At 65.5% G+C, this 26,712-nt stretch carries 30 protein-coding genes; 17 read left to right on the top strand and 13 right to left on the bottom strand.

What is annotated here, in order from left to right:
* Positions 1 to 5 precede the first annotated feature (5 nt).
* From hsaB to hsaA, 4 genes are read right to left on the bottom strand one after another with little or no spacing between them, the layout of a single operon-like run.
* Entirely contained in the window at positions 6 to 593 is a 588-nt protein-coding gene (gene hsaB, locus NOF53_RS00520; RefSeq protein ID WP_005244804.1) for a 3-hydroxy-9,10-secoandrosta-1,3,5(10)-triene-9,17-dione monooxygenase reductase subunit, read from the bottom strand.
* Positions 590 to 1,492: an iron-dependent extradiol dioxygenase HsaC gene (gene hsaC, locus NOF53_RS00515; RefSeq protein ID WP_255965015.1), complete on the bottom strand. Its 903-nt coding sequence runs from the start codon at positions 1,490 to 1,492 to the stop codon at positions 590 to 592. Before hsaC ends, hsaB begins: the two co-directional genes overlap by 4 nt.
* Positions 1,492 to 2,370: a 4,5:9,10-diseco-3-hydroxy-5,9,17-trioxoandrosta-1(10),2-diene-4-oate hydrolase gene (hsaD, locus tag NOF53_RS00510; protein ID WP_255965014.1), complete on the bottom strand. Its 879-nt coding sequence runs from the start codon at positions 2,368 to 2,370 to the stop codon at positions 1,492 to 1,494. Before hsaD ends, hsaC begins: the two co-directional genes overlap by 1 nt.
* A gap of 8 nt (positions 2,371 to 2,378) precedes the next feature.
* Entirely contained in the window at positions 2,379 to 3,554 is a 1,176-nt protein-coding gene (gene hsaA / locus NOF53_RS00505; protein WP_308213769.1) for a 3-hydroxy-9,10-secoandrosta-1,3,5(10)-triene-9,17-dione monooxygenase oxygenase subunit, read from the bottom strand.
* 190 nt (positions 3,555 to 3,744) lie between these two features.
* Between hsaA and NOF53_RS00500 the strand changes: the two genes are divergently transcribed.
* From NOF53_RS00500 to NOF53_RS00490, 3 genes are all read left to right on the top strand, one after another.
* Positions 3,745 to 4,920 (top strand): 3-ketosteroid-9-alpha-monooxygenase, oxygenase component, encoded by a 1,176-nt coding sequence (locus tag NOF53_RS00500; RefSeq protein ID WP_255965013.1) that lies wholly within the window; start codon positions 3,745 to 3,747, stop codon positions 4,918 to 4,920.
* Positions 4,921 to 4,922: 2 nt separating this feature from the next.
* Positions 4,923 to 5,270 carry a hypothetical protein gene (locus NOF53_RS00495; protein ID WP_255965413.1) on the top strand — a complete coding sequence of 116 codons (348 nt, stop codon included), beginning with the start codon at positions 4,923 to 4,925 and terminating at the stop codon, positions 5,268 to 5,270.
* A 166-nt stretch (positions 5,271 to 5,436) separates the two neighbouring features.
* Positions 5,437 to 5,817 (top strand): VOC family protein, encoded by a 381-nt coding sequence (locus tag NOF53_RS00490; RefSeq protein WP_255965012.1) that lies wholly within the window; start codon positions 5,437 to 5,439, stop codon positions 5,815 to 5,817.
* Between the two features lie 32 nt (positions 5,818 to 5,849).
* Here NOF53_RS00490 and dmpG read toward each other — a convergent pair whose 3' ends face one another.
* The 3 genes from dmpG to NOF53_RS00475 are packed head-to-tail and all read right to left on the bottom strand — an operon-like array spanning position 5,850 to position 8,579.
* Positions 5,850 to 6,887, bottom strand: coding sequence for a 4-hydroxy-2-oxovalerate aldolase (gene dmpG / locus NOF53_RS00485; RefSeq protein ID WP_255965011.1), 1,038 nt, complete (start codon positions 6,885 to 6,887; stop codon positions 5,850 to 5,852).
* Positions 6,884 to 7,786 (bottom strand): acetaldehyde dehydrogenase (acetylating), encoded by a 903-nt coding sequence (locus NOF53_RS00480; RefSeq protein WP_255965010.1) that lies wholly within the window; start codon positions 7,784 to 7,786, stop codon positions 6,884 to 6,886. Before NOF53_RS00480 ends, dmpG begins: the two co-directional genes overlap by 4 nt.
* Positions 7,787 to 7,796: 10 nt before the next feature.
* A complete protein-coding gene (locus NOF53_RS00475) occupies positions 7,797 to 8,579 on the bottom strand; it encodes a 2-keto-4-pentenoate hydratase (protein WP_255965009.1) in 783 nt (260 codons plus the stop codon).
* Positions 8,580 to 8,725: 146 nt separating this feature from the next.
* Here NOF53_RS00475 and NOF53_RS00470 point away from each other — a divergent pair, with 146 nt between their 5' ends.
* From NOF53_RS00470 to NOF53_RS00460, 3 genes are all read left to right on the top strand, one after another.
* Complete coding sequence (locus NOF53_RS00470; RefSeq protein ID WP_255965008.1) at positions 8,726 to 8,887, top strand: hypothetical protein; 162 nt, start codon at positions 8,726 to 8,728, stop codon at positions 8,885 to 8,887.
* Complete coding sequence (gene chsH3, locus NOF53_RS00465) at positions 8,877 to 9,743, top strand: enoyl-CoA hydratase ChsH3 (RefSeq protein ID WP_255965007.1); 867 nt, start codon at positions 8,877 to 8,879, stop codon at positions 9,741 to 9,743. Before NOF53_RS00470 ends, chsH3 begins: the two co-directional genes overlap by 11 nt.
* A gap of 167 nt (positions 9,744 to 9,910) precedes the next feature.
* Positions 9,911 to 10,435, top strand: coding sequence for an NlpC/P60 family protein (locus NOF53_RS00460; protein WP_255965006.1), 525 nt, complete (start codon positions 9,911 to 9,913; stop codon positions 10,433 to 10,435).
* On the opposite strand, the gene NOF53_RS00455 is transcribed toward NOF53_RS00460, so the two are convergent.
* From NOF53_RS00455 to NOF53_RS00435, 5 genes are read right to left on the bottom strand one after another with little or no spacing between them, the layout of a single operon-like run.
* Entirely contained in the window at positions 10,414 to 10,737 is a 324-nt protein-coding gene (locus tag NOF53_RS00455; RefSeq protein WP_255965005.1) for a hypothetical protein, read from the bottom strand. The genes NOF53_RS00460 and NOF53_RS00455 overlap by 22 nt on opposite strands.
* On the bottom strand, positions 10,734 to 11,951 hold the full coding sequence (locus tag NOF53_RS00450; protein WP_255965004.1) for a DUF58 domain-containing protein: 1,218 nt from the start codon (positions 11,949 to 11,951) through the stop codon (positions 10,734 to 10,736). Before NOF53_RS00450 ends, NOF53_RS00455 begins: the two co-directional genes overlap by 4 nt.
* Positions 11,948 to 12,904, bottom strand: coding sequence for an AAA family ATPase (locus NOF53_RS00445; RefSeq protein ID WP_255965003.1), 957 nt, complete (start codon positions 12,902 to 12,904; stop codon positions 11,948 to 11,950). Before NOF53_RS00445 ends, NOF53_RS00450 begins: the two co-directional genes overlap by 4 nt.
* Positions 12,901 to 13,383, bottom strand: a complete 483-nt coding sequence (locus tag NOF53_RS00440; protein WP_255965002.1) for a hypothetical protein — start codon at positions 13,381 to 13,383, stop codon at positions 12,901 to 12,903. The genes NOF53_RS00445 and NOF53_RS00440 overlap by 4 nt, the downstream gene beginning before the upstream one ends.
* Positions 13,365 to 14,336: a DUF4129 domain-containing protein gene (locus NOF53_RS00435; protein ID WP_255965001.1), complete on the bottom strand. Its 972-nt coding sequence runs from the start codon at positions 14,334 to 14,336 to the stop codon at positions 13,365 to 13,367. Before NOF53_RS00435 ends, NOF53_RS00440 begins: the two co-directional genes overlap by 19 nt.
* A gap of 203 nt (positions 14,337 to 14,539) precedes the next feature.
* Between NOF53_RS00435 and NOF53_RS00430 the strand changes: the two genes are divergently transcribed.
* Together NOF53_RS00430 and NOF53_RS00425 are read left to right on the top strand one after the other, a co-directional pair.
* Positions 14,540 to 14,956, top strand: coding sequence for a DUF7144 family membrane protein (locus NOF53_RS00430; protein WP_255965000.1), 417 nt, complete (start codon positions 14,540 to 14,542; stop codon positions 14,954 to 14,956).
* A 67-nt stretch (positions 14,957 to 15,023) separates the two neighbouring features.
* A complete protein-coding gene (locus NOF53_RS00425; RefSeq protein WP_255964999.1) occupies positions 15,024 to 15,407 on the top strand; it encodes a hypothetical protein in 384 nt (127 codons plus the stop codon).
* On the opposite strand, the gene NOF53_RS00420 is transcribed toward NOF53_RS00425, so the two are convergent.
* On the bottom strand, positions 15,404 to 16,771 hold the full coding sequence (locus tag NOF53_RS00420; RefSeq protein WP_255964998.1) for a hypothetical protein: 1,368 nt from the start codon (positions 16,769 to 16,771) through the stop codon (positions 15,404 to 15,406). The genes NOF53_RS00425 and NOF53_RS00420 overlap by 4 nt on opposite strands.
* Before the next feature lie 224 nt (positions 16,772 to 16,995).
* On the opposite strand from NOF53_RS00420, the gene NOF53_RS00415 reads away from it, so the two are divergent.
* The 9 genes from NOF53_RS00415 (at position 16,996) to NOF53_RS00375 (ending at position 26,609) form a co-directional block, all read left to right on the top strand.
* On the top strand, positions 16,996 to 17,280 hold the full coding sequence (locus NOF53_RS00415) for a DUF1490 family protein (RefSeq protein ID WP_159919087.1): 285 nt from the start codon (positions 16,996 to 16,998) through the stop codon (positions 17,278 to 17,280).
* A gap of 1 nt (position 17,281) precedes the next feature.
* Positions 17,282 to 19,486, top strand: coding sequence for a heavy metal translocating P-type ATPase (locus NOF53_RS00410; protein ID WP_255964997.1), 2,205 nt, complete (start codon positions 17,282 to 17,284; stop codon positions 19,484 to 19,486).
* 137 nt (positions 19,487 to 19,623) lie between these two features.
* A complete protein-coding gene (locus tag NOF53_RS00405) occupies positions 19,624 to 19,860 on the top strand; it encodes a hypothetical protein (RefSeq protein ID WP_255964996.1) in 237 nt (78 codons plus the stop codon).
* A gap of 324 nt (positions 19,861 to 20,184) precedes the next feature.
* On the top strand, positions 20,185 to 21,432 hold the full coding sequence (locus NOF53_RS00400) for a DUF6986 family protein (RefSeq protein ID WP_255964995.1): 1,248 nt from the start codon (positions 20,185 to 20,187) through the stop codon (positions 21,430 to 21,432).
* An 88-nt stretch (positions 21,433 to 21,520) separates the two neighbouring features.
* The gene (gene alc, locus NOF53_RS00395) at positions 21,521 to 22,516 is read left to right on the top strand and encodes an allantoicase (RefSeq protein ID WP_255964994.1); all 996 of its coding nucleotides are present in this window, start codon (positions 21,521 to 21,523) and stop codon (positions 22,514 to 22,516) included.
* A complete protein-coding gene (gene puuE, locus NOF53_RS00390) occupies positions 22,513 to 23,445 on the top strand; it encodes an allantoinase PuuE (protein ID WP_255964993.1) in 933 nt (310 codons plus the stop codon). Before alc ends, puuE begins: the two co-directional genes overlap by 4 nt.
* A gap of 13 nt (positions 23,446 to 23,458) precedes the next feature.
* Positions 23,459 to 24,181, top strand: coding sequence for a GntR family transcriptional regulator (locus NOF53_RS00385; protein WP_255964992.1), 723 nt, complete (start codon positions 23,459 to 23,461; stop codon positions 24,179 to 24,181).
* A 148-nt stretch (positions 24,182 to 24,329) separates the two neighbouring features.
* The gene (locus tag NOF53_RS00380) at positions 24,330 to 25,868 is read left to right on the top strand and encodes an NCS1 family nucleobase:cation symporter-1 (protein WP_255964991.1); all 1,539 of its coding nucleotides are present in this window, start codon (positions 24,330 to 24,332) and stop codon (positions 25,866 to 25,868) included.
* 9 nt (positions 25,869 to 25,877) lie between these two features.
* Positions 25,878 to 26,609 (top strand): aspartate/glutamate racemase family protein, encoded by a 732-nt coding sequence (locus NOF53_RS00375; protein ID WP_255964990.1) that lies wholly within the window; start codon positions 25,878 to 25,880, stop codon positions 26,607 to 26,609.
* Positions 26,610 to 26,712 lie beyond the last annotated feature (103 nt).

Raw genomic sequence — 26,712 nt, 5'->3', positions numbered from 1 at the left:
AAAAGCTAGAGCCAGGTGTCTTCCGACGACGTCGTGAGGAAAGCCTCGAGGTCGTCGCGCCACGGCGCAGGCACCGTCTTGTCCGGCTCGATGCCGGTGTACTGCCCGCGGTAGAACAGCAGCGGTCGCTCCTCCCTGATCTCACTCAGGGAGGAGACCCGGCCGAACGCGACCCAGTGGTCGCCGCCGTCGTGCACGCTCTCGAGCGAGCAGTCGATGTGGGCCAGCGAACCGGTGAGGATGGGCGAGCCCAGCGGCGACTCCGTCCAGTCGATCCCGGCGAACTTGTCCGGGTCGCGGGAACCGAAGCGGGCGCACGTCGACTGTTGTTCCTCGGCGAGCACGTTGACGCAGAAGATGCCACTGCGCTCGATCGCCGCCCACGACCGCGACGTCTTGGTCGGGCAGAACAGCACGAGCGGCGGTTCGAGCGACAGCGCGGCGAACGACTGGCACGCGAACCCCACCGGCACGCCGTCGTCGATCGTCGTGATGATGGTGACGCCGGTGCAGAACTGGCCGAGCACCGTCCGGAACCGTCGCGGATCGATCGCCTCGGCCGCGACGGCCCCGTCCCCGGTCACCTCACTCACGGCTGCATCCCGACGCTGAAGTCGTGACCCCACAGGCTGACGGCCGTACTCTCCCTCGCGATCCAGCTCTCGTCCTCCACCTGACGTCCCTCGCAACCGAATTCGATGTCGAAGCCGCCGGGAGTCTTCATGTAGAACGACAGCATCAGGTCGTTGACGTGGCGGCCGAGCGTGGCCGACATCTTGACCTTCTTGCGGAGCGCGCGGTCGAGGCACAATCCGACGTCGTCGGAGTTCTCGACCTCGATCATCAGGTGCACGATGCCGCTCGGCGTCGGCATCGGCAGGAACGCGAGACTGTGATGCCGCGGGTTGCAGCCGAAGAACCGCAACCACGCCGGCTTGCCGTCCGCGGGCCGCCCGACCATCTGCGGGGGCAACCGCATCGAGTCGCGCAGTCGGAAGCCGAGGACGTCGCGGTAGAAGCGCAGCGACGCCTCGTCGTCCGTGGTCGAGAGGACGACGTGGCCAAGGCCCTGCTCAGCGGTGACGAACTTGTGCCCGTACGGGCTGACGACGCGCCGGTGTTCGAGGGCCGCGCCGTGAAAGGCTTCCAGAGTGTTGCCCGAGGGGTCCTCGAAGGTGATCAGTTCGTCGACCCGGCGGTCCTGCAGCTGCTCGGCTGTCCCCTCCTTGAAAGCCACACCCGCCGCCGACAGGTTGTCGCGAACCTCCTGCAGCTCCGCTGCATCGGCCGTCTCCCAGCCCGACACCGACAGCCGGTCCTGCGCCCCGGGGAAGATCACGAGGCGCGCCGGGAAGTCGTCCATCCGCAGATACAGCGCGTCCGGGTTGCTGCCTTTCCCCTCCACCATCCCCAGAACCTTGAGACCGTACTCGCGCCACGCGGCCATGTCGGTGGCCTCGATGCGCATGTACGCCAGTGAACGAATACTCATCACTTACCCCCGTCCAGGAGGAAATCGGCTGCCAAACGGTTGAATTCGTCGAACTTCTCGAGCTGCGCCCAGTGACCGCACCCACCGAAGACGTGCAGTTGCGCCCGCGGAATCATTTTCAGCGCCACCAGGGCACCGTCGAGTGGATTGACGCGGTCCTCCCGTCCCCAGATCAAAAGGACCCGCTGACAAAGCTTGTACGCCTCCCGCCACAGCATGCCCTTCTCGAAGTCCCCGGAAGAGAACGACTTCCCCATCGCCTTCGCCGCCGCGAGGGACTCCGGAGTACTCGCCGCAGCGAAGCGCTCCTCGATCAACTCGGGGGTGATCAATTTCTGGTCGAACACCATGATGCGCAGGAACGCCTCGAGATTCTCACGGGTGGGCTCATAGCCGAATTTTCCGAGGTTCCGCACGCCCTCGGTGGGGTCGGGGGCGAACAGGTTGACGCTCAACCCACCCGGACCCATCAGGACGAGCCGGCCCGCGCGATCGGGATAGTCGAGAGCGAACCGCACCGCCGCGCCACCGCCCAGCGAGTTTCCCAGCAGATGTACACGCCCGGTGATGTCGAGGGTGTCGAGCAGATCGTTCAACGCAGAGGCGCTGTGCACGAAGTACTGCGGGTGCTCGGTGGGCTTGTCCGACAACCCATATCCGGGTTGATCGACCGCGAGTACGTGGAACTTCTCCGCGAGAACCGGGATGTTCTTCGCGAAGTTCGACCATGACGAAGCACCGGGTCCACCGCCATGCAGGAGCACGATAGTGGTGCCGTTACCGACGCCCGCCTCGTGATAGTGCAGTGTGAGGTCGGGTCGCACCTGCGCGAACTTCGACGTGGACTCGAACGTGATGGCTTCCTCGGTCGTCGTCACGTGTTCTCCTAAACCATTGTGTCGGTGATCGGCAAACCGAATTCACCGGTGCCGTACATCACGTAGGCCCGCTCGGGATCATTCGCCGCGTGCACTCGACCGGCATGAGCGTCCCGCCAGAATCGTTGCAACGGTGTACCATTGGCCAGCGCCGTGGCACCGGAGCTCTCGAACAGCTTGTCGATCGACGAGATGGCCCGGCCCGTGGCACGCACCTGATCGCGCCGCGCGCGGAGGCGGAGTTCGAACGGAACGTCCCGGCCTTCGAGAAGGCACGCGTACTCGTCGGCGACGTTGCCCGACAGCTGCCGCCAGGCCGCGTCGATGTCGCTGGATGCCTCGGCGATCCGGACCTTGGCGAACGGATCGTCCTTCGCCTTCTCCCCGGCGAACGCCGCGCGGACGCGCTTGCCCTGGTGTTCGACGTGCGCGTCGTACGCACCGTAGGCCATTCCGACGATAGGAGCGGAGATCGTCGTCGGATGAATTGTTCCCCAGGGCATCTTGTATACCGGGGCGGTATTTCGTTCGAGCCCAGGGGCCGTCAGGTCGCTCATCGACTTGAAACTCAGGAAGCGGTGACGAGGAACGAACACGTCCTTCACGACAACCGTGTTACTGCCGGTTCCCCTCAGTCCTACGACATTCCACACGTCGTCGATGCGGTAGTCCTCGCGAGGAATGAGGAAGCTGCCGAAGTCGACTGGCCGCCCGTCCTTGATGACGGGACCACCGAGCACCGCCCAACTGGCGTGATCACACCCGGACGACCATGCCCAGGAGCCGTTCACCGTGTAACCACCGTCGACCACCTCGCCCGCACCCATCGGAGCGTAGGAGGACGAGATCCGCACATCTGTGTCCTGGCCCCACACATCTTCCTGCGCCTGTTGCGTGAAGAGGCCGAGATGCCAGTTGTGCACTCCGATGATCGACGAGACCCATCCGGTGGAGCCGCAGGCACTCGCGATCTTCCGCACCGCGGAGTAGAACTGCACCGGATCCGCCTGGTAGCCACCCCACTGCTCCGGTTGAAGCAGTTTGAAGAAGCCGGACTCCTGTAGTGCCTTGATCGATTCGTCGGGGATGCGACGTAGATCTTCGGTCTCCTGCGCACGCTCACGCAGCGTCGGCAGTAGCGCGTCGAGCCGCCGCATCACCTCGTGACTGTCATGGTCACCCACAGGACGCTCCTGTCTCGTTCGATGGTTCACTCACTCTCTGAGACTAGAACACGTTCCCATTTCTGTCGAGACATCGACAAAGCCGCTGTTCGACGCCTTAGTACTCGAAGAAGGCCGCTCGAAATCTGGCGGATCGTGGTGAACTTCTATAACGTGTTCTACTGACAGCATGAAGGGATGTGAGGGCACAATGGCGCAGATTCGCGAGATCGATGTAGGTACTGTCCAGACCCGCTTCGCGCGCGGTTGGCACTGCCTCGGCTTGACCAAGACATTCAAGGACGGCAATCCGCATTCGGTCCCGGCTTTCGGCACCAAGCTCGTCGTTTTCGCCGACAGCAAAGGCGAACTGAAAGTTCTGGACGCCTACTGCCGGCACATGGGCGGCGATCTCTCCCAGGGCTCGGTCAAGGGTGATTCCGTGGCGTGCCCGTTCCACGATTGGCGCTGGGGCGGCAACGGCAAATGCACGAGCATTCCCTACGCACGCCGGGTGCCGCCCATCGCACGCACACGCTCGTGGACCACGCTGGAACAAAATGGGCAGCTCTTCGTCTGGAACGATCCGGAGGGCAATCCGCCGCCCGACGAGGTGACGATCCCCCGGATCGAAGGCGCGTACAGCGACGAATGGACCGACTGGACTTGGAATTCGATGCTGATCGAGGGCGCCAACTGCCGCGAGATCATCGACAACGTGGTCGACATGGCGCACTTCTTCTACATCCACTACGCCTTCCCGACGTACTTCAAGAACGTCTTCGAGGGTCACATTGCGACGCAGTACCTCAACACGAAGGGGCGCCCCGACGTCGGGATGGCGACGCAGTACGGCATGGAGTCGCTGCTGCGCTCGGAGGCCGCATACTACGGGCCGTCCTACATGATCAATCCGCTGTGGAACAGCTACGGGGGGTACGAGGTCGAGAGCGTCCTCATCAACTGCCACTATCCGGTGACGAACAATTCCTTCGTGCTCCAATACGGTGTCACAGTCAAGAAGCCGACCGGCATCGACGACGAAACAGCCGACAAGCTGGCGGCAAAGTTCACCGAGGGCATCGCCGAGGGCTTCTTGCAGGATGTCGAGATCTGGAAGAACAAGACCAAGATCGACAACCCCCTGCTGTGCGAAGAAGACGGTCCGGTCTACCAGCTACGACGGTGGTACGACCAGTTCTATGTCGACGTCGCCGACGTCACCGAGAAGATGACGCAGCGATTCGAGTTCGAGGTCGACACCACCAAGGCCAACGAGGCCTGGCAACACGAGGTGGAAGAGAACCTGGCCCGGCAGAAGGCCGAGCGAGAGGCCGCGGAAGCGACAGTGACCGCCGGAGCCGAGAGCAAGGAAGCGCAGGTCTGATGATGAGTGCCTCGACCGAATGGGCAAAAGCTCCCGACTACGCCGGGCAACCTGCTCGGCTCGAGGCCATTCATGCGCAGACGATGGCCGACAAGGCCAACTACCTCGACGACGGAATGAACGAAGTCGAGTGCCGCACCTGCGGCACCTGCGTCCTGGTACGCAAGAACAGCCTGAAACACACCAGCGTCCAGTGGACGAGTGACCCGGCGAAGACGTGCCCCACGTTTCGCGACCGGGTGGCGGAGGGGCAGCCCACCGCCCTGCAGGACGGCTGCCCACGTCTGTGGGACAGCATCAACCACGCGGTGATGGAGGGGTTCATCGACGTGCGAGATCACCTCGAGTAGCCGTCCGGCCCCACCCCGCTCTCGCCCGATGTGACATTCGTGCAGCTCGACTGCACCGATGTCGCATCGGGCGAAGCTGTGTGTACCCCTTTCGCCTGCGAAACCGGCGACTTAGGCTGAAAAGTGCCGTCGGACACGGCGGTTTCCGCCGAGCCGGAGGCATCCCATGACAGGTCGAATCGTGCACTTCGAGATCCCCTACGACGACGGCGATCGCGCTCGCGCGTTCTACCGCGACGCGTTCGGCTGGGCCATCGCCGAGATCCCCGAGATGGACTACAGCATGGTCACCACCGGACCCGTGGGTGAGAGCGGGATGCCCGACGAGCCCGGTTACATCAACGGCGGCATGATGCAGCGCGACGAAGTGACTTCTCCCCTGGTCACCGTCGACGTCGAGAGCATCGACGCCGCATTGGCGAAGATCGAATCCCTCGGTGGAAAGACCGTGACCGGTCGAACCCCGGTCGGCAACATGGGTTTTGCCGCCTACTTCACCGACCCCGAGGGAAACGTCGTCGGGCTCTGGGAAACCGCTCACCCGTGAGCACTTATTGACCGCCCGACGTCAAGAAATGCTCACAGGCGCTCTTTTTGCAGCTCCAGGGCGATGTCGATGAGCTGATCTTCCTGCCCACCGACCAGCTTGCGCTTGCCCGCGCGGACGAGGAGTTCTGCGGGCGAGACGCCGTACCGCTCGGCCTGACGTTCGGCGTGCTTGAGGAAGCTCGAGTACACACCTGCGTAACCCATCATCAGCGCCTGGCGGTCGAGAAGACATTCGGCAGGCATCGCCGGCCGGACCACGTCCTCGGCGGCGTCGGCGATCGCGAAGAAGTCGATGCCGGTCTTGACGCCGATCTTGTCGCACACGCCCACGAACGCCTCGACGGGGGCGTTGCCGGCACCGGCACCGAACCGTCTCGTGCTGCCGTCGATCTGTTTGGCTCCCGCGCGCACCGCGGCGATCGAGTTGGCCACGCCGAGACCGAGGTTTTCGTGGCCGTGGAATCCCACCTGCGCGTCCGACCCCAGCTCCTGCACCAGAGCCTCGACACGGTCGGACACCTGCTCGAGGACGAGCGCACCGGCCGAATCCACGACGTAGACGCACTGGCATCCGGCATCCGCCATGATCCGCGCCTGCTCGGCGAGCTTCTCCGGCGGAATGGAATGAGCCATCATGAGGAAGCCGACGGTTTCGAGTCCGCGCTCGCGGGCCAGGCCGAAGTGCTGGATCGATACATCTGCCTCGGTGCAATGGGTCGCGATGCGGCAGATCGACGCGCCGTTGTCCTGAGCCACGATGATGTCGTCCTTGATTCCCAGCCCCGGCAGCATCAGGAAGGCGATCTTCGCGTTCTTCGCCGTGTCGACGGCAATGGAGATGAGTTCCTGCTCGGGAACCTTCGAGAAACCATAGTTGAACGACGAACCGCCCAGCCCGTCACCGTGAGTGACCTCGATGACCGGCACTCCCGCATTGTCGAGGGCGCCGACAATTGCCCGCACCTCCTCACCGGTGAACTGGTGGCGCTTGTGGTGCGAACCGTCGCGCAGCGACGTGTCGGTAACGCGGATGTCCCAGCTGGGGTCGAAGTGGACCATTGTGCTCATGCCTCCACACTCAGGAGCTTCTGGGCGATCTCTTCGCCCACCTTCGTCGCCGCAGCGGTCATGATGTCGAGATTCCCGGCGTACGGCGGCAGGAAGTCGCCTGCGCCCTCGACCTCGACGAACGTGGTGACGGTTGCCTGCCCGCCGGAGACGACGCTGGGGTCGTCGAACTGCGGTTCGTTCAGTAGCCGGTAGCCAGGAACATATTGCTGGATGTCTGCGACGACCCGGTGGATCGAGTCGGTGATGGCGTCGCGGTCGGCATCTTCCGGGATTGCGCAGAAAATCGTGTCGCGCATGATCATCGGTGGGTCGGCCGGATTGAGGATGATGATGGCTTTGCCGCGACGGGCGCCACCGATGGTTTCGATTCCGCGGCTGGTGGTCTTGGTGAACTCGTCGATGTTGGCGCGGGTGCCCGGACCGGCCGACACGGACGCCACCGAGGCAACGATCTCGGCGTAGGGCACGGCCACGACCCGGGACACGGCGTACACGATCGGGATGGTGGCCTGCCCCCCGCAGGTGATCATGTTGACGTTGGGGGCACCGAGGTGCTCACACAGGTTCGCGGGCGGAACGACGGCAGGGCCGACGGCAGCCGGTGTCAGGTCCACCGCGCGGATGCCTGCTGCCTCGTATCGGGGGGCTGCCTCACGATGCACGTAGGCAGACGTTGCCTCGAAGACCAGGTCCGGCTTCTCCGGCTGGTTCAGCAACCAGTCGACACCCTCGGCGGACGTTTCCAAGCCCAGCTTGCGCGCCCGGGCGAGGCCCTCGCTCTCGGGGTCGATCCCGATCATCCACCGCGGCTCGAGCCACTCGGATCGCTGCAGTTTGTAGAGCAGGTCGGTACTGATGTTGCCCGAACCGACGATCGCCACACTTGCCTTCGTCATGAACAAACTCCTACTTGAACTGCAGGGATACGGTTCCGAGTCCACTGAACTCGGCACGGAAGTGATCGCCCGGACGAGCGTCGATGGCGCGGGTGCACGAACCGGGCAGCACGATGTCGCCGGCCTTCAACCGGACGCCGAAGCTGTCGACCTTCTGCGCCAGCCAGGCGACGGCCGTCACCGGATTGCCGAGCACCGCGTCGCTGCGCCCTTCGGCGATGCGCTCACCGTTGCGGGTCAGGACCGCGTCGATGGTCTTGATGTCGATGTCGGACGGGCGCACTCGATTGATGCCGAGCACGAAGCCTGCGGAGGACGCGTTGTCGGCGATGGTGTCGGCCAGCCCGATTCTCCAGTCCCTGATGCGGCTGTCGATCAGTTCGATGGACGGCGCGAACGCCACCGTGGCATCGAGGACGTCCTGCTCGGTGCAGTCGGCTCCGGGGAGGTCGGCGCCGAGCACGAAACCCACCTCCACCTCGACCCGCGGGTAGCAGAACCGGGCTGTGTCGACGGGTTGATCCTCGAAGACCTCCATGTCGGCGAGCAGATGCCCGTAGTCGGGTTCGTCGACACCCATCATCTGCTGCATGGCGAGGGAGGACAGCCCGACCTTGTGGCCGACGACCCTCGCACCGTTCTGCAGTCGGCGACGGATATTGATCAGTTGGATTTCGTACGCGTCGACGACGTCGATGTCATGGGCGGCGGTCAGGGGCCCGATGGGAGCCCGACTGCGCTCCGCGGTGTCGAGCTGATCGGCCAACTCGGTGCGTAGTTGGTTCGAAAGCATGTTCTGAGCCTTCCCTGAAAGTTCGACTGGATGCGCACGCCCACCGGTCGCCACTGCAACGTGTTCGTTCTCGCCTGCCATCGGCCTCGACACTTCCTGGCTGTGAGGATGGACCGACAACCCCATCATTCTATAACGTGTTCTACATGAGCAAGCACGAATCCGACACGGTTGTCGTCGTTCGTGGTGTGGGCGGAATGACCGCCTCGCTGACGGCGGCGCGCCCGGCCGTTCTCGATACTCCCGGCACACCTGTCCACACCGTTCCTCCCACCACACGTACCGGAGACGCCACGAATGCCCATTGACCCGAATATCGCCATCGGCGCGGAACTGCCCACGCTGGAGTTCTCCTGGACCGCTTCCGACGTGCAGCACTATCATCTCGCGCTCGGTGCCGGTTCCCGTCCCTTGGACGAGAAAGAGTTGCGCTACCTCACAGACCGCACCCCTCAGGTCCTTCCGACTTTCGCGACGGTCGCAGCCAATTTCCATGCCACCGACGCTCCCCGCGTGTCCTTCCCCGGTGTCGAGATCGATCTCGCGAGCGTGGTGCACGGTAGCCAGGAAGTGACCGTGCACCGGCCACTCCCGCCGGAGGGCAAGGCCCGCACCACAACCCGCATCGCGGAGGTGTGGGACAAGGGAAAGGCTGCGGTCATCGTCCAGGAGTCGGCCACCACCGACGTGGACGGAGTGCCCCTCTGGACGAGCCGCTCGTCCATCTTCGCCCGCGGTGAGGGCGGATTCGGCGGCGAACGCGGGCCTTCCCAGGCCGTCGAGTTGCCCGGCCGTGCGGCCGACGCCGAGGTCGACATTCCCGTGCTACCACAACAGGCGTTGATGTACCGGATGTGTGGTGATCGCAATCCGTTGCATTCCGATCCCCAGTTCGCCGCCGCCGCTGGATTTCCGGCGCCGATTCTCCACGGACTGTGCACCTACGGGATTGTGTGCAAGGCAGTGGTCGACACGATGCTGGACTCCGACGCGTCGCTGGTGGCGGGGTTCAAGGCACGGTTCGCAGGTGTGGTGTTTCCCGGTGAAACGTTACACGTGCGCATCTGGAAAGAGGCCGGCCTTCTGCTGATCTCGGCCACGATTCCCGAGCGCGATAACGCCCCTGCCCTGGCCGACGTGGTGCTGACCATCGCTGGACGGTGACGGGAAAGACACTTCACCTCGCCGTGCTTCGGCGCGGATATCGGCAAACGCCAGGCACACTCGCGCGGTACTTTGTACGCTTCCCGTGACGTCACATGGGCGCGTACCACCGGGGGAACAGGTGGTGCACGCCTTCCACGGAGCAGTAGCGAACGAAGGGGGACTCCGTGTTCCAGCGCAGGCATCTTCCTGTACGACGCGCGGTGGTAGCTGGAGCATTGGCGTTCAGCGCCGCAGCTCTGACGGCGTTTCCGTCGAACGCGGCACCGGTTGCCGGGAGCGCCGACAGTGGAAGCACGGCGGGCAGTTCCAGTGGATCTGCCGTCCTTCCCACACCGATCCCCACTCCCACCGGTCTCGCCGCGCTGGCGGCCGCGGTCACCCAGACCGGTAAGCCCTACCTCTGGGGCGGAACGGGTCCCGACGCCTGGGATTGTTCGGGCCTGGTGCAGTGGGCATTTCGACAGGCCGGGGTGAGGTTACCGCGCACCACGTGGGAGCAGGCCGAGGTAGGCGCTCGGATTCCGCTATGGGCATTGGCACCCGGCGACATCGTCGTTCTCAATCCGGACGCGTCACACATCGGTATCTATGCGGGTTTCGGGCAGGTTTTCAACGCCTACGGACGCGGAGTGCCTGTGGGCCTCGCCCCGCTGTCGCAGTTCCACATCTACAGCATCCGCCGGTTCTGAGTGGTGCTGCGTTTCCGGGCGTAGGGAGCCACGGCGATGCAGAACAGCACCACCACCGCAACCGGTCCGAGCAACGACCACCAACGCGGACCCACCGGGAGTGTGGTCACGAGGTAGGCAGTAGAGCCCGCTACCGCCGCGCACAGCATCAGCGTCAAGAATCCGGGAGCCGGCCCGGTGAACGCGACGAGAAGCAACGCGGTTGCCGCGACCCCGGCCGCCGCGGCCGCCAGAGCGGACGCATTGCCCACCAGGAGCGCGACCATCGCTCCCTGCACCGCGAGAACTGCCGCCCACCTCACCGGGCCACCCCCATGGGCCGCTGGGCTCGTTCTGCAAGACTGAGGGCGAGATCCAGCGCCGAATCGTCCTCCCAGGCAACCACGGGGACACCGAGCACACCCATGTTCCGGTACATGTTCCGTCGCTCGAGCTTCCACATCCGGGCGGACATCTGATCGAGTTCGACCTCGAACGGCGGTCCACGGAGTACGTCGACGGCGACGACGACGTGGCCGCGGCGGCGCAGCTCGAGCAGCGACAGCGCGAAGTTGGTGTCGAGCATGGTGGAGAAGGCGACAACCACGGCAGTGGGTGGTAGTGCGGCCCGCGGAACGAGGGTGCCACCGGACGCACCACCGGCGTCTAGAACTGTGTCGAGGATGCGATAGAACTGGCGGCGCCCGATGTCGGCACCGAGCCATCGCAGTCGCAGACCGCTGACCACGACTCCGGCCCGGTCACCACGCTGAAGGGCCGACTGCACCACTTGGGTTGCGCCTCGGACGGTGCGCTGCAGACTCTCCGCTGCAGGGCCGGGCGCCTGCGGCGTGGTGTCGAGCACGGCGACGACGTCCGCTGCCCGGTCCATGATCCGCTCCGTCACGTGCAGTCGCCCACGCCGGGCACTCACCCGCCAATTGATGCTTCGCAGTGGATCTCCCGGTGCGTGCGGCCGGATGTCACCGAACTCGACACCGGACCCGTATCGGCGCGTGCGGTGCGCTCCGATCCGGTCGGGCAGCGCGCGATGTGGGAGTGGGGTCGGTAAAGGCGGCGCCAGCGGAAACACTCGAAGTTCGGTGACGGTCACCTCCAGTGCTGCGCTGAGCAAACCTCCGCACGCACGCGCCGTGATGTGCAGTGCGGGTTCGTAACGACCCCATCGGTGGGCGGTGATTCGATACCCGTCGCCGACGTCGTCGATCGTGTAGCCGTCGGAGACTGCCGGCGACACGTCGAGCCGCGCGGCGCCGCCCACCGTCGTCACGTCGGCGGCGCACTGCACCGATTCCGATTCGAAACACCGCAACGCTGGGCTGTCCGAACGGATGCGGACTCCAGTTGCCCGCGGAGGCAACCACACCACGGCGCCGAGGGCTCCGAGCATGGGTGCCGCGAACGCGATCAGCTCCCACCAGCGGCCCACCACTGCGACCGTGAGCGCGACGGCCGCACACGTCGCGAGGGTGCGCGCCGCGGAAGACGCCCGCCAGGTCAGGTCGTACTCGGTCATCGTGCCCTCGGCACGGGGAGTCGCCGGAGCAATTCCGTCACTACGTCCTCGCTCCGGACACGCCGCACCCACATCTCAGGGCGCAGACTGATCCGATGCGCAACCGCCGGAACTGCCAGCGCCTTGATGTCCTCCGGAATCACGAAGTCGCGCCCTGCGAGGAGCGCACGCGCCCGCGCCAGCTGCACCAAGTCCAGCTCGGCGCGTGGGCTGGCCCCTACTTCTACCTGCGGGTGCTGCCGGGTGGCAGTCGCGAGGGCCACGACATAGCCGAGGACGTCGCGATGGACACTCACCTCCTCGAGCGATTCGCGCATCGCCTGGAGATCGGCGGCGTCGACCACTTGCCGGACCACCACGGGAGCTGATCCCCGGTCGAGACGGCGCTGCAGCATCTCCTGCTCGTCCTTTTCCGCCAGATACCCGAGCCGCAACCGCAGGGCGAAGCGATCCAGTTGAGCCTCGGGCAACGGATACGTGCCCTCGTATTCGATGGGGTTGTCGGTGGCCAGCACGATGAAGGGGCGCGGAAGGATCCGCGTCGTGCCGTCGACACTCACCTGCCCCTCTGCCATCGCCTCGAGCAGAGCAGCCTGGGTTTTCGGCGGGGTGCGGTTGATCTCGTCGGCCAGGAGAAGGTTGGTGAAGATGGGTCCGGGGCGGAACTCGAACCGCCCTGACGGCATGTCGTAGATGGTGGCACCGAGCAGGTCGGCAGGCAATAGGTCCGGAGTGAACTGCACGCGGGTGAAGTCGAGCCCGAGTGCAGCCGCGAACGACCGAGCCACCAAAGTCTTTCCCAGCCCCGGCAGATCTTCGATCAGTACGTGTCCACCCGCGAGGACCGCAAGCAGTATCGACGTCAGTTCGTCGTGTTTTCCGACCACGGCCCGCTCGACTTCCGCCAGAACGGCCTGAGCGCGGGCGGTTGTCATCTGGGCAGGGAGAGTCATAGCAACTCCAACCGTTGAAGTATCCGGTCGAGCACGTCGCGACCTGGGCCGGGTTCGGCCCGGTCCGAACGACGGACGTCGTCGGGATCCACCCACTGCCACAGGTCACCGAAGAACACTCGTCCGGCGGCGGCAGTCCCGGCAGGATCGACGCCCTTCCGCTGCCCGGTGGATTGTTGAAATTCGCGGGCGAGCAGGGGACGCAGATGGTGATCCCAATCGCCGCGGGTGCCGTCCGCCCAGCCGATCAGCGCCTCCGTCCGCGACAGCCATCGGACCATCGCCTCGGCTCGATCGGCCTCCGGACCAGGCGCCACATCGCCGCCGTCCTCACGCCACATCTGCCGCCGAACCTCGAAGAGCACCAGGGCGGCCACCGCGCCGGCCACCACCACGGCAAGGATGTCCCGGCCCGCCACAACCAGCGGAATCTCCACGGCGAGAACTGCCCCGATCCCGATTACGGCAACGGCGAGCACGTGTTGCTCCCCACATCGTCCAGTACGCACTCGAGCAGGTCGACCGCCTCGGCGCGGTGACGTTCGTCCATCGGATGCCGGCTGAACCGTGCCTCCGCGAACAGGCGCACCAATGGCGCTGCCGCCTCCGAGTGCAACACACCGAGTTGCACTGCACGAGCGAGCACTTCCGACGGTGTATCCGAATCACGCGGTTCGGCTCCCGGAGCCCGCCGAAGGGCGTCTTCCATGGCGGCGTAACTGGCGATGATCGCCTCCCGCGGTGGCATCTGAGTGGTGACGACGGTCGCGAGACCTACTTCCGCCGCACGTACCAGCGACTGCGCCGCGTCCGACGCTGTGTCGGTACCGACGGGGATCGGTGTTTCGCTCCCTACCATCACGGGTCGACGTGCCGCCGCACCCAGAATAAGCAAGGCGACCAGGACGGGACCGACAACGGCTGCGGCAGTCCACAACTCGGCCTGATTTCGGCGCGCCTCCCCCGTGTCGGACGGGGGCGGTAACTCAGTAGGTGGTGCGATTTCGGTCGGTGAGTCGGAGTTGCCCTCGGACTCGGTGACAGCCGGAGCCTCCCGGGCCGGGGGGTCGTCTACACCCGCGGAGCCGAGAAGATATGCCGCGATCACGAGAACACAGGCGCCGGCGGTCCACGCGATGATCTGCCTGCGCGACTTCGCAGAGAGGGAGCCCTCGACCGCACCGGCCGCGGGCACGTCGGGGGCAACACGAGGTCGCCCGTCTTGCAGAGCAGCCGCGAGCGCGATCGCCACGATGACGACAGCGATTGCAGCGATGACGAGCAGTGCCCGAGTGGCACCCGTTCCCGGCTCGGGCGGGCTTCCTCCCGCATCCGACGCGGGAACCACGCGCACGGCGAGCGTGACTGTCGCCACGGCCGCCAGCAGTGCGGCCGTGTAGATCAACGCACGCGTCACACGGCGGTTCGACATACCCCATCACTCCCGAAGTGCCCTTCCATCGTCGCACGCAGCAGTCGGAACTTCAGCCGTTCTGAACCGTCACCCGCCCGGAACCGGCGCAGCCCGTGTCACCGACGGCCGACGGCCGAGTCATCCAGATCGTGAACTTGCCGCGAGGCGGTCTCGTAGCAGCGGACAATGGGTTGTGTCCGAAACCCACGGAAGGTGCCGACATGTCCGAGAATGTCCGAGTCGAACAAAATAGACCCCATCAGGGGTTTTCCGCAGGAACATCCATCGCCGCCGCGATCGTTCTGATCACGGTGGGCATCCTGCAGCTGCTGCAGGGCATCGCCGCAGTGGCGGAGAACGAGGTCTTCGTCGTCGGCATCGAATACGCCTACAAATTCGACTTCACCACGTGGGGTTGGATTCACATTGTTCTCGGTGTGATCATCGCCCTTGTGGGTATCGCACTGCTCACCGGCGCGACGTGGGCGCGAGTAGTTGCGATCGCCATCGCGGCCCTGTCGATCGTCGCCAACTTCCTGTGGTTGCCCTACTACCCGTGGTGGTCGGTACTCATCATTGCGCTCAACGTCGTCGCCATCTGGGCAATCGCGACCTGGAACCCGCGGCCGAACTACTGAACGACCCTCAGCGCGAGGGTATTTGCCTGGCGTGATCTGCAAATTCTGCGATGCAAAGGATCGACTCATGATTCGATTTCTCCTCCGCGCCGTCGTCTTCCTCGGATCGGCCGCGATCGGTCTTCTGGCAGCAGTGTGGTTTCTGCCCGAGGTATCGATCACTGTCGCAGGATTCATCGTCACGGTGGTGCTGTTCGCGCTCGCGCAGTGTGTCCTCGCGCCGTTCATCACCAAGGTGGCAGAACGGAACGCTCCTGCCTTCCTCGGCGGGATCGGCTTGGTATCCACCTTCGTCTCGCTGGTGCTGGTCAACCTGTTCGGTGCCATGACCATCACCGGGTGGGAGTCGTGGATTCTCGCCACACTGATCGTGTGGCTCGTTACCGCTATCGCGACGCTCGTCCTCCCGCTGTTGGTCTTTCGCAACAGAACCAAGGCCACGAAGCGCTAGTGTGACGACGCATCACGCTCGGCGCCGCTGCGGTCGGCGAGTGCGGGGCGGGCGAGCAGTTCCATCGCCAGTAGGGCCATGACCGTGACGAGCACGGTGACCACCACGACCACACCAGAAGGGTAATTCCAGAACACCAGGACCATCACCGCGATCGCCACGATAACCACCCGCAGCGGAACACGGAACTGCGCGGTGGCGGACTCGATCGGATGCGGGGACCGGTCGCCCTTCGGCGCTCGCGCCGCGTCCACCACCTTGCCGTACGCACGGCGTGCTGCGGCCGCGGAACCTGATGATCCCGTGAGGTATCCGACGGTCGCGACGACCAGAGCCAGGACGAACACCGCCCGTAACGTAATTTTCAGGGGCTGAACGAGGGTGTCGATCAGCACCGCCGCCGCCTGCGGTGACAGCGCCTCCGCAGGCACTGCGTCCAGATACAGCGCGCGGCCGATACTGATCGCCACGGCCAGCAGCGCCATGGCCACCGCCAAGCTGACCCCGACCAGGGCGAATGCCCGCCGGCGTGCGCCCCTCGGAGCCGCCCACACGGCACAGGCGGCCGCGAGCAGGGTCAGCCACGGGAGCACGTCGGAGGCCTTGTCCAGGGCCGAGGTCATGCGCTGCGCCTTCACCAGATCAGGAGACTCGAACAGCACGAATGACTTGTCGACAGTCGGAATCTTCTCCGCGAATGCGAATCCGCGGTCGGTCAGCCGAGCACGGACCTTGTCGAAGATCGGGGCGAGGGACATGCTGACGGTGCCCTGGTCACTGATCTGCACGGCGGCCCTCGTGTTGCCGGTGAGCACCGCTACCAGCCCTTGGTGGGCTTCCCGATTGGCTTGGATCCACATCGTCTCGAATTCGTCGGAGGACACCAACGATGTGACCGTTTCGTGTACGAACGACTGGGCCTGCTCGGTGATTACCGGTGCCAGTCCGACCACAGCCGGTGGGACCCGGGGAGCGTTCTCCGTGATCGACCTGAGTGCCTGCTCGGTCACATTCTCGACATCGAGGCGAGTCATGAGTTCGGTGGTGATGCGGTCGGCGAGTTCGGCCTGTAGCACCGGGTTCGATCCCAGCGGGGTGACTGTCTCGACGTAACGGTCGGTGTCGAGGACCTCGCTGCGCGTGAACCGTGCCAGCACCGAGGAGAAGCCCAGGACGGCGACCACGACCAACAGCAGGGCAACGGCAGTCCAGCGCAGTCCCCGACGTTCGGTCGATGCTGGTGGCCCAGCCGCGGGGGGCGGAGGGCCGGGTTCGCCTCGTAGCTGCGCCAACTCGCGGCGCAGGCGCACGAGTTCGTCGCGTTCGGCAGCGTCGAGCGGTCTTTCACCTACAGATGCCACCATCGGCTCTCACCTTCGGTCGGGACGCCGTGCATGCCGCAGTGGCCGGAAAGCCTGCCGCGATCTCAGCCTGCGCAGCAGCGACGCCGCTCGCATCCTCCGAAACGGGTGAACCCAGACAACCCGGGGCGAAGAATGACTCGCGCGCCATCACGCTTGAACCGTCGGAAACGGTGAACAAGAGCCGGTCTTCGTGCGATTTCGAGTCGTGAGTGGGACCATGGATCATGGCCCTTCACATTCTGCTCGCCAAAGCTGCCTCCACCGTGGTCACCGGCGCCGTCGGTGTCGCCGCCTACAACGCGGCCCGCAAAGCGGTCGCGAAAGCGCCCTTCCACGAGACTGCAGTCACAGTGACCGCGTGGGGACTGCGCGGGACCCGGAAGGCGGAGGAGGGCGCGGAGTCGGCGCGGTTGAAGGTGGCCGACGTGATTGCCGAGGCCAAGGGCCGGATCGGCGAGGAAGTTCCCCCGCCGGCCGAGCCCGACACCGGTCACGGCCACACCCACTGACATGTCCGCCGAGCCCGCGCCCCGCTTCCTGAACGGTGGCGTAGTCCTGTCGGAGGCGGCGGGCAGGATCCGCGTGCATCTGCCGTGGCTCCGTGCGAGCCTGGGACGGGCCGTGGCCCTGGAGGATGCGATAGAAAAGCTCGCCGGGGTGCGTGCGGTGCACGCCTATCCGCGGACAGCGTCGGTGGTGGTCTGGTATTCGCCGAAACGGCTCGATCGCACCGAGTTGCTCGACACGATCGCCGCCGGCGAAGAGACCCCCTGGGCACTGGTCCCGGACCGCTCCCCCCGCTCGGCCGATGTCGGAAACGCCGACATCGTACGGATGGCCATCGGCGGCGCCGCCCTGTTCGTGCTCGGTGTCCGCCGTTACGGTGTGCGCCGCGCGCCGTTGCTCGGCCCGACCAGCCGCCTCTTCGCCACCGGCGCGACCATCTTCACCGGGTACCCCTTCCTCAAAGGGGCGCTACGCTCGCTGACCGGAAGCCGCACGGCAGGCACTGACGCCCTCGTCTCCGCCGCAACCGTGGCCAGTCTGGTGCTCCGCGAAAACGTGGTGGCGTTGACCGTGCTGTGGCTGCTCAACATCGGCGAGTATCTCCAAGAACTCACGCTGCGCCGCACCCGGCGCGCGATCTCCGACCTTCTGAAGGGCACTCAGGACACAGCGTGGATTCGCCTGGGCGACGGCACCGAGGTCGCGGTGGACATCGACTCCCTGCAGGTAGGGGACGAGATCGTGGTGCACGATCACGTCGCCATACCCGTGGACGGGGTGGTGGTGAACGGTGAAGCGGTCGTCGACCAGTCTGCGATCACCGGCGAAACACTGCCGATCGCCACCTCCACCGACCACCTCGTTCACGCGGGTTCGGTGGTGTTGCGCGGACGGCTCGTCGTCCGGGCCGTCGCAGTGGGCAACGAAACCACGATCGGCCGCATCATCTCTCAGGTCGAGCAGGCACAGGATCACCGCGCCCCGATCCAGACCGTCGGCGAGAACTTCTCCCGGCGTTTCGTGCCGGCGTCGTTCGCGTTGTCCGCGCTTACCCTCGTCCTCACCCGCGACGTGCGCCGTGCCATGACGATGCTGCTGATCGCCTGCCCCTGCGCGGTCGGGTTGTCCACCCCGACCGCGATCAGCGCCGCCATCGGCAACGGAGCCCGGCGCGGCATCCTGATCAAGGGCGGATCCCATCTCGAGCAGGCTGGGTGCGTCGACGCGATGGTGTTCGACAAGACCGGCACCCTGACCATCGGTCGCCCCGTCGTCACGAATGTGGTTGCCTTTGCCAGAGATTGGGAACCCGAACGAGTCCTTGCCTATGCGGCGAGCTCGGAGATCCACTCGCGGCATCCGCTCGCGGAGGCAGTGATCCGCTCGACCGAGGAACGGCACATCGTGATCCCGCCACACGAAGAGTGCGAGGTCCTCGTCGGGCTCGGCATGCGCACGTGGGCGGATGGACGGACGCTGCTCTTGGGCAGCGAGGGATTGCTGCGCGAGGAGAACGTGCGCGTGTCGAAGCGGGCCGCCGACTGGGTGCGCAGGCTCCAGAAGCGGGCCGAGACGCCGCTGCTGCTGGCGGTCGACGGCAAGCTGGTGGGGCTGATCAGTCTCCGTGACGAGGTACGGCCCGAAGCCCTCGAAGTGTTGTCGCGATTGCGGGCCGATGGTATCCGGAGAATCGTAATGCTCACCGGCGACCATCCCATGACGGCCGCGGCGGTGGCCTCGGAGCTGGGCATCGACGAGTGGCAGGCCGAGGTGATGCCGGAAGACAAACTCGATGCGGTCCGGCGTTTACAGGACAGTGGATACACCGTCGCGATGGTCGGGGACGGCACCAACGACGCGCCGGCGCTAGCCGCCGCGGACATCGGCATCGCCATGGGCCTGGCCGGTACCGACGTGGCAGTCGAAACCGCCGACGTCGCCCTCGCGAGCGACGACCTGCGCCGCCTCCTCGATGTTCGCGACCTCGGTGCCCATGCGGTCGCGTTAATCCAGCAGAACTACGCGATGTCCATCGCGGTGAACGCGATTGGCCTACTCGTCAGCGCCGGCGGCGCTTTGTCCCCCGTCCTCGCCGCCATCCTGCACAACGCCTCCTCCGTCGCCGTCGTCGCCAACAGCTCCCGTCTGATCACCTACGAGCTGCAACAACCGCCCCGTCCCCGAGTCGGCAGCAAGTCCGCCTCCTGACCACGCGAAACCACGTGCGCCCGGGGCAAAATTGCTGCCACACCCCCTTGCCCCGCGCTAGAGCATTTGCTACAACGAATCTACAGCTTTTGCTTTAGGTAACCTGTCCCAACGAGGGTTCCCGGAGGATCGACGCAATGTTGTGCAGCGAATGCCGATGGTGCGATCTCGACTACGACCTGTCGGTCGCCGACTCCGATCGCCTTCTCGCCGAGGCGCTTACCCCTCGCGCCGTGGTGTCGCTGATACGAGTCGCGACCCCCGCCGATCGCGGTTCCACTCCAGCCGGAATACTCACTACGCGAACCAAATTGTCCCCGCAGGCTACCGGAGCGGAAGTCGACGCGACGCAGCGCTCCCCTCCGGGTGGATGATCACCCGCTCGACGAGAAGGGAACACAGAGACGAAAGGAAGGTGATGCCCCAGCGTGAACTCCCTATCCGAGGGCGTTGCTGCCCCGCCCGCAGTTTTCTTCGCATCCGGCCGGCGCCTGAAGCGGAATGAACGCCGCAACAATCCGCCCTGCCACCACTGTGGCGACGACGATAAGCGGGCCGTGCAGCAACCGACCCTCCGGTCGAAATCCTTCACTGTCACCGAACCCCGGCCGTTTCCCCTGGGCCGGGGTTCTCGGGGTGTAGGGAGTTCGGGTCGGCTCCACTCCTCACGACGCCGCGGTTTCTGCCAAGATCGTGCTGTGAACCCCCAGTACCTCAGCCGGCTCCCGGACAGCGGCTTCGACCGCGTCGACGCCATCCTGGGCCCCGTCGACTCCTCGCTCGCACAACACTTTCCGGGCGATCGTCCACAGTCCCAGCCCATCCACACCGTCTATGTGAGTGCGGCGGACGCCCGCCCCGACACGCCGCGACGCTGGTCCGAACAGGCGGTCAGCCTGCTGGACCACTACGCCGATGCGCTCGAAGCGATCAGCGTCACCGGCGCGCTGCCCGACGTCCGTACCGTACTGCAGAACCGTCCGGTCATGGATGTGCGCATCGACTTCGAAGACGGCTACGGATGGCGTAGCGACGACGTCGAAGACGCCGACGCACTCGAGGCAGGGCGGACACTGCGCCTACTCTCTTCCGACCCCGACGGCCCCCGGTCGCTCGGAATCCGCGCCAAAGGATTGGCGCCCCACGAGCGCCGACGCGGCATCCGCACTCTCGAGCTCGTCCTCGAGGGCGCGGGTGGGGTTCCGGACGGTTTCGTGTTCACCGTCCCCAAACTGCGCGCTGCTGAGCAGGTCACCGCTGTCGTTGCCTTGTGCGAGGAACTCGAGCGCGCCTACGGGTTGCCGGACAGGTCACTGCTCTTCGAGTTGCAGATCGAGAGCCCCCAGGCCGTCATCGGCCCGGACGGCACCGTCACCGTCACCAAGGCAATTCATCTCGCCGAGGGGCGCTGCACCGGATTACACTACGGCACTTACGACTACAGCGCGGCCTGCGGCATCGCGTCCCGATTTCAATCGCTCGAGCATCCGGTGGCCGATCACGCGAAGTCCGTGATGCTGGTGGCAGCGGCCCAGACCGGGGTGTGGGTGTGTGACGGATCGACGCAGGTCGTCCCGCACGGCAGCGACGACGACGTCCGCGCGGCACTGGCCCGGCACTACCGGCTCGTCACCCGGTCGCTCGAGCGCGGTTACTACCAGGGCTGGGACATGCATCCCGGGCACCTGATCACCCGCTGGCTCGCCACCTTCGACTTCTACCGAGGCGCATTACCCGCCGCGGCCACCCGCCTGCAGGCCTACCTCGACCGGCAGGGCGGCGGCGTGATGGACGAACCGGCAACGGCACAAGCCCTCGCCACCGTCGTTCTCCGCGGGCTGGCCTGCGGCGCGTTCGGCGAGGACACGGTACGAGCGCAGGCCCCCGGATGCACGGTCGACGTCCTCCGCGATCTCCTTTCCCGTTCGGTGGTCCCGGACACCTGAGCCACCGGACCCGTTCGTCGACGATCCGCGCGGGCATCGTCGACGCCCTACACTTGCTCCACGCCCGATCAGGAGGTACCCGCACATCGTGACCCCGAATACCCTGACCCCGCCCAGCTTCCGCAGTCTTCCGGACTTGGCCGTACGCACGCTCGGCGGCTCCGTCGTGTGGGCCAACGACGAACTGTTCGCCGAGCGCGAGAATCTGATCCGCCCGACAGCGGCCGTGTACCAGCCCGCCACGTTCGGTCACAAGGGCCAGATCTACGACGGGTGGGAGACGCGCCGGCGCCGCGCCGCGGGCACCGACGAGGCCATCGTGCGCCTGGGGGTTCCCGGTGTGATCCGGGGCGTCGTGGTGGACACCGCATGGTTCAAGGGCAACTATCCACCGGAGATCTCGGTCGAAGCAACGGCGATCGACGGGTACCCGTCGGCCGACGAATTGGTCGGCGCACAGTGGGCCACCATCGTCGACCGCAGTCCCGTTCAGGGAGACACCGAGAATCCCTTTCCGGTGGACTCGGACCAGCGGTGGACGCACGTCAAGCTCACCATGTACCCGGACGGTGGGGTGGCCCGGCTCCGCGTGCACGGCGAAGGTCGTCCCGACCTTCGTTTCCTGGACGCCGGACCGGTCGATCTCGCGGCCCTGGAGAACGGGGCGCGAGTGACGTCCTGCTCCAACATGTTCTACGGCTCCCCGCAGAACATGCTGCTGCCCGGGTTGGCGCGCGTCATGGGCGACGGCTGGGAAACGTCGCGGCGGCGAGACGACAACAACGACTGGGTGGAGATTCTGCTCGCCGCCCAAGGCACGGTGTCGCTGGCCGAACTCGACACCGCGTACTTCCTCGGCAATGCGCCCGGTGAGGCGAGTATCCGGGGACGCGACGGCGACGGCGACTGGGTGGAACTCCTCCCCCGAACACGTCTGCAGCCGGACACGAGGCATCGATTCGTCATCGACAACGATCGGCCCGTCACGCAGGCCCGGCTCGACATCTTCCCGGACGGTGGCATGGCACGGTTGCGGCTGTGGGGTTCCCTGACCGAAGCCGGTCGGGCAAGGTTGCAGTCATGACTCGCGGTTTCGACTCCGATTACCCACGTGACCTGGTCGGATACGGGCCGAACCCACCTGACCCGCAGTGGCCGGGCGGCGCGAAGATCGCCGTCCAGTTCGTCCTCAACTACGAGGAGGGCGCCGAGAACAACGTCCTCCACGGGGACGCGGCGTCGGAGACGTTCCTGTCCGAGATGGTCGGGGCACAGCCTTTCCCGAACAGGCACATGAGCATGGAATCGATCTACGAATACGGCTCCCGCGCCGGGCTGTGGCGAGTGCTTCGGGTGTTCGAGCGGCGAAGACTCCCGCTGACAATCTTCGCGGTGGCCAAGGCCCTGCAGCGAAACCCCGACGCCGTCAGCGCCTTTCGCGAACTCGGCCACGAGATCGCCAGCCACGGTCTGTGGTGGAAGTCGTACCAACTCTCCGACGAGGACGCCGAACGCAAGGACCTGGCCGAGGCGGTCGACATCCTGCGGGACCTCACCGGTGAGGCGCCGCTGGGCTGGTACACCGGCCGCGACTCCCCTCGCACCCGGGAACTGGTGGTCGAGCACACCGGATTCCTCTACGACTCCGACTCGTACGCCGACGACCTCCCGTACTGGGTGAAGGTGGCCGCGCCGGGCAAGGGTCTCGTCGACCACCTCGTGGTGCCGTACACCCTCGACACCAACGACATGCGGTTCGCTTCACCGGGAGGTTTTCCCAGCGGAGAGCAGTTCTTCGCCCATCTTCGGGACGCCTTCGACGTGCTCTACGCAGAAGGCATCGCAGGCGCGCCGAAAATGCTGTCCGTGGGGCTGCACTGCCGCATAGTCGGCAGGCCCGCGCGCACCGCCGCCCTGGAACGCTTCCTCGACCACGTGCAGTCCCATGATCAGGTCTGGGTGGCCAGGCGGATCGAGATCGCCCGCCACTGGCACGACACGCACCCCGTCTGACCAGGAGAGAACGATGTCGCAGCGCCGCCCCTCGGTGTTGGTCGCCAACCTGGCCAGCCGGGACCCCGGTAGTTCCCAGACGGTGATCCTCGAGGAGCTGCGGCGCGTCATCCTCAGCGGTGGTGCTCCTCCGGGCACGGCCATCCCGGTGGACGAGGTCGCCGACCATTTCGGTGTCAGCCGCATCCCGATCCGCGAATCCCTGAAGACGCTGATCGGTGAGGGACTCGTGGATCATCGGGCCAATGCCGGGTACACCGTGGCACGCCTGACGGTCGACGAACTCGAGGAGCTGTACCTGGTGCGCGGCGTGCTCGAGGCGGCCGCGCACTCGGTCGGCATCGTCCTCGCCGACGAGTCCGATCACGAGCGCGCCAGGGCCGCCTATGCCGCGCTCGATCGTTCCGTCCTCGAAGACGACCGGGCCGCCTACCACCGCGAAAGCCGCAACTTTCATCTCTCGCTGGCGGTCCCGTGCCGGATGCAGCGGTTGCTGCACATGTTCGAGTCGGCTTGGAACATCACCGAGCCCGTCCAACCGATGTCGCAGGTGGCGACCACAGCGCGACTGCGGCTGCATCTGGACCACCGCGACATGCTCGCTGCGTTCCTCGCTCGGGATGCCGATGCGCTGAAGGCGGCCACCGACCGCCACAACAAACAACTCGGTGCGGTCATCGCCGCGCTGCCGACGGACACCGGCATCTTCCGGGACACACCCGGGGACGGTCGCTGAGCAGAATATATTCTGCTCCCGTCGGCGGCGCGGGAGAATATATCTTGGGCGTCATCGCAGGGAAATATCCGAAAACTACGTTTGCCCTTACACGTCGGCGCCTAGCGTCGAAATCAGCCACAGATGGACTGGCAACAGGGAGCAGACGATGACTCAAACAGTGCCTTCCGCTCCTGCGGATACCGTTTCGGGTGAGCACCTTGCGGGCGCCGGCCTGATCAAGCCGGGGTACCACCCCCGTCTCACCAATGACGATCTGGCGCCGCTGAAAACGCAATCGTGGTCGTCGTACAACATCTTCGCCTTCTGGATGTCGGACGTGCACAGCGTCGGTGGATACGTCACCGCAGGTAGCTTGTTCGCGCTCGGTCTGACCAGCTGGCAGGTCCTCGTTGCCCTCGTGGTCGGCATTGCGATCGTCAACGTCTTCGCCAATCTGGTGGCCAAGCCCAGTCAGGTCACCGGTGTCCCGTATCCGGTGATGTGCCGCAGCGCTTTCGGCGTTCTCGGTGCCAACGTTCCCGCCATCATCCGCGGTCTGATCGCGGTTGCCTGGTACGGCATCCAGACATATCTGGCATCTCACGCGTTCGTGATCCTGGGACTGAAGATCTGGCCGGGGCTGGCTGCGTGGGCCGACGTGGACCAGCACGGGTTCCTCGGTCTCTCTGCACTCGGCTGGGCCGGTTTCATGACCATGTGGGTGCTGCAGGCGCTGGTGTTCTGGCGGGGCATGGAGAGCATCCGCAAATTCATCGACTTCTGCGGTCCCGCGGTCTACGTCGTGATGCTCATGCTCGCGATCTACCTCATCAGCGAGGCGGGATGGTCGAACATCAGCCTCAACCTCGGTGAAGTGAACTACACCGGATGGTCCGCCGTGCCCGTGGTGCTGGGAGCGATTGCCCTTGTCGTGTCGTACTTCTCGGGGCCGATGCTCAACTTCGGCGACTTCTCCCGTTACGGAAAGTCGTTCGGGGCCGTCAAGCTTGGCAATTTCCTGGGCCTTCCACTGAATTTCCTCTTCTTCTCGGTACTCACCGTGGTTACGGCCTCCGCGACACTTCCGGTGTACGGACGACTGATCACCGACCCGGTGGAAACCGTCGCCCAGATGGACAACCTGTTCGCGGTGGTCCTCGGCCTGCTCACGTTCATCGTCGCGACCATCGGCATCAACATCGTCGCCAACTTCGTATCGCCGGCGTTCGACTTCTCCCATGTCAGTCCGCAGCGAATCAGCTGGCGCACAGGCGGAATGATCGCCGCCATCGGTTCCGTTCTCATTACCCCGTGGAACCTCTACAACAATCCCGAAGTGATCCACTACACCTTGGAGACGCTGGGCGCGTTCATCGGACCGCTGTTCGGCATCCTTATCGCGGACTACTACCTGGTGCGCAAGCAGCGAGTGGTACTCGACGACATGTTCACCATGTCCGAAGGCGGAACCTACTGGTACAAGAAGGGTTACAACCCGGCTGCCATCATCGCCACCGTGATCGGCGCGCTGGTCGCCGTCATTCCCGTGATCCTGAAGGCCCAGCCGTTCGGACTCGACGTGGGGGGCATGGCTGGTGCCGCACAGTACTCGTGGTTTCTCGGCATGGGCGTCGGGTTCGCTTGTTACCTTGTGTTGTCCGCAGGCACCCGTCGCGCGAATTCGCCGGCCCCCGTCCAAGCATAGGTTCCGAACGTGCTCATCAAGATCGTCAATCCGAACACCACGCACTCGATGACCGCCAAGATCGGGGACTGCGCCCGATCGGTCGCCGGTCCGGGCACCGTCGTGGAGGCGGTGAACCCCGAGATGGGGCCGGCCTCCATCGAAAGTCACTACGACGAGGCCTTGAGCGTTCCCGGTCTGCTCCAGGAGATCGCGCGCGGCGAGGAGGCAGGTGTCGACGGTTACGTGATCGCATGCTTCGGCGATCCGGGGCTGGACGCCGCCCGTGAACTCGCATCGGGTCCCGTCCTCGGAATCGCCGAGGCAGCGATGCACACCGCCAGCTTCCTCGGCAGAGGCTTCAGCGTGGTCACCACACTGGGGCGGACCCGGGGGCGCGCCTGGGAACTCGCGGAACGATATGGAATGCAACGCTTCTGCCTCGGGGTACACGCCTGCGAGATCGCTGTGCTGGACCTCGAGCGGGACCCGGATGCCGTGAAGGTCATCACGGAGGCGTGCCGCGTCGCCCTCGAGGAGGACGGTTCGGACGCGATCGTTCTGGGATGCGCGGGCATGGCGGATCTCTGCGCGCTCATCTCCTCGGAACTCGAAGTTCCGGTCGTGGACGGTGTCGCCGCGGCCACCCTGACCGTCCAGTCTCTCGTGACGCTCGGACTCCGGACCGGTGCGCGCGGCGAGTTCGCTCGCCCCCTGCCCAAGAGGTACACCGGGCGGCTCCAGGACTTCGGCTCGCAGTAACGCTCAGAAGGACGGCGGCAAGCTCGGCTGCGCGAAGTTGACCGCCACCTGTGCGCCTTTGTGGTAGCCAGAGGTACCACAAAGGCGCACGAGAGCGAGGAGA

The organism is Rhodococcus tibetensis (genome assembly GCF_024438035.1).
GTDB lineage: Bacteria > Actinomycetota > Actinomycetes > Mycobacteriales > Mycobacteriaceae > Rhodococcus_F > Rhodococcus_F tibetensis.
The sequence above is the reverse complement of the archived record's forward strand: the minus strand, read 5'-3'. Positions and strand labels throughout refer to the sequence as shown.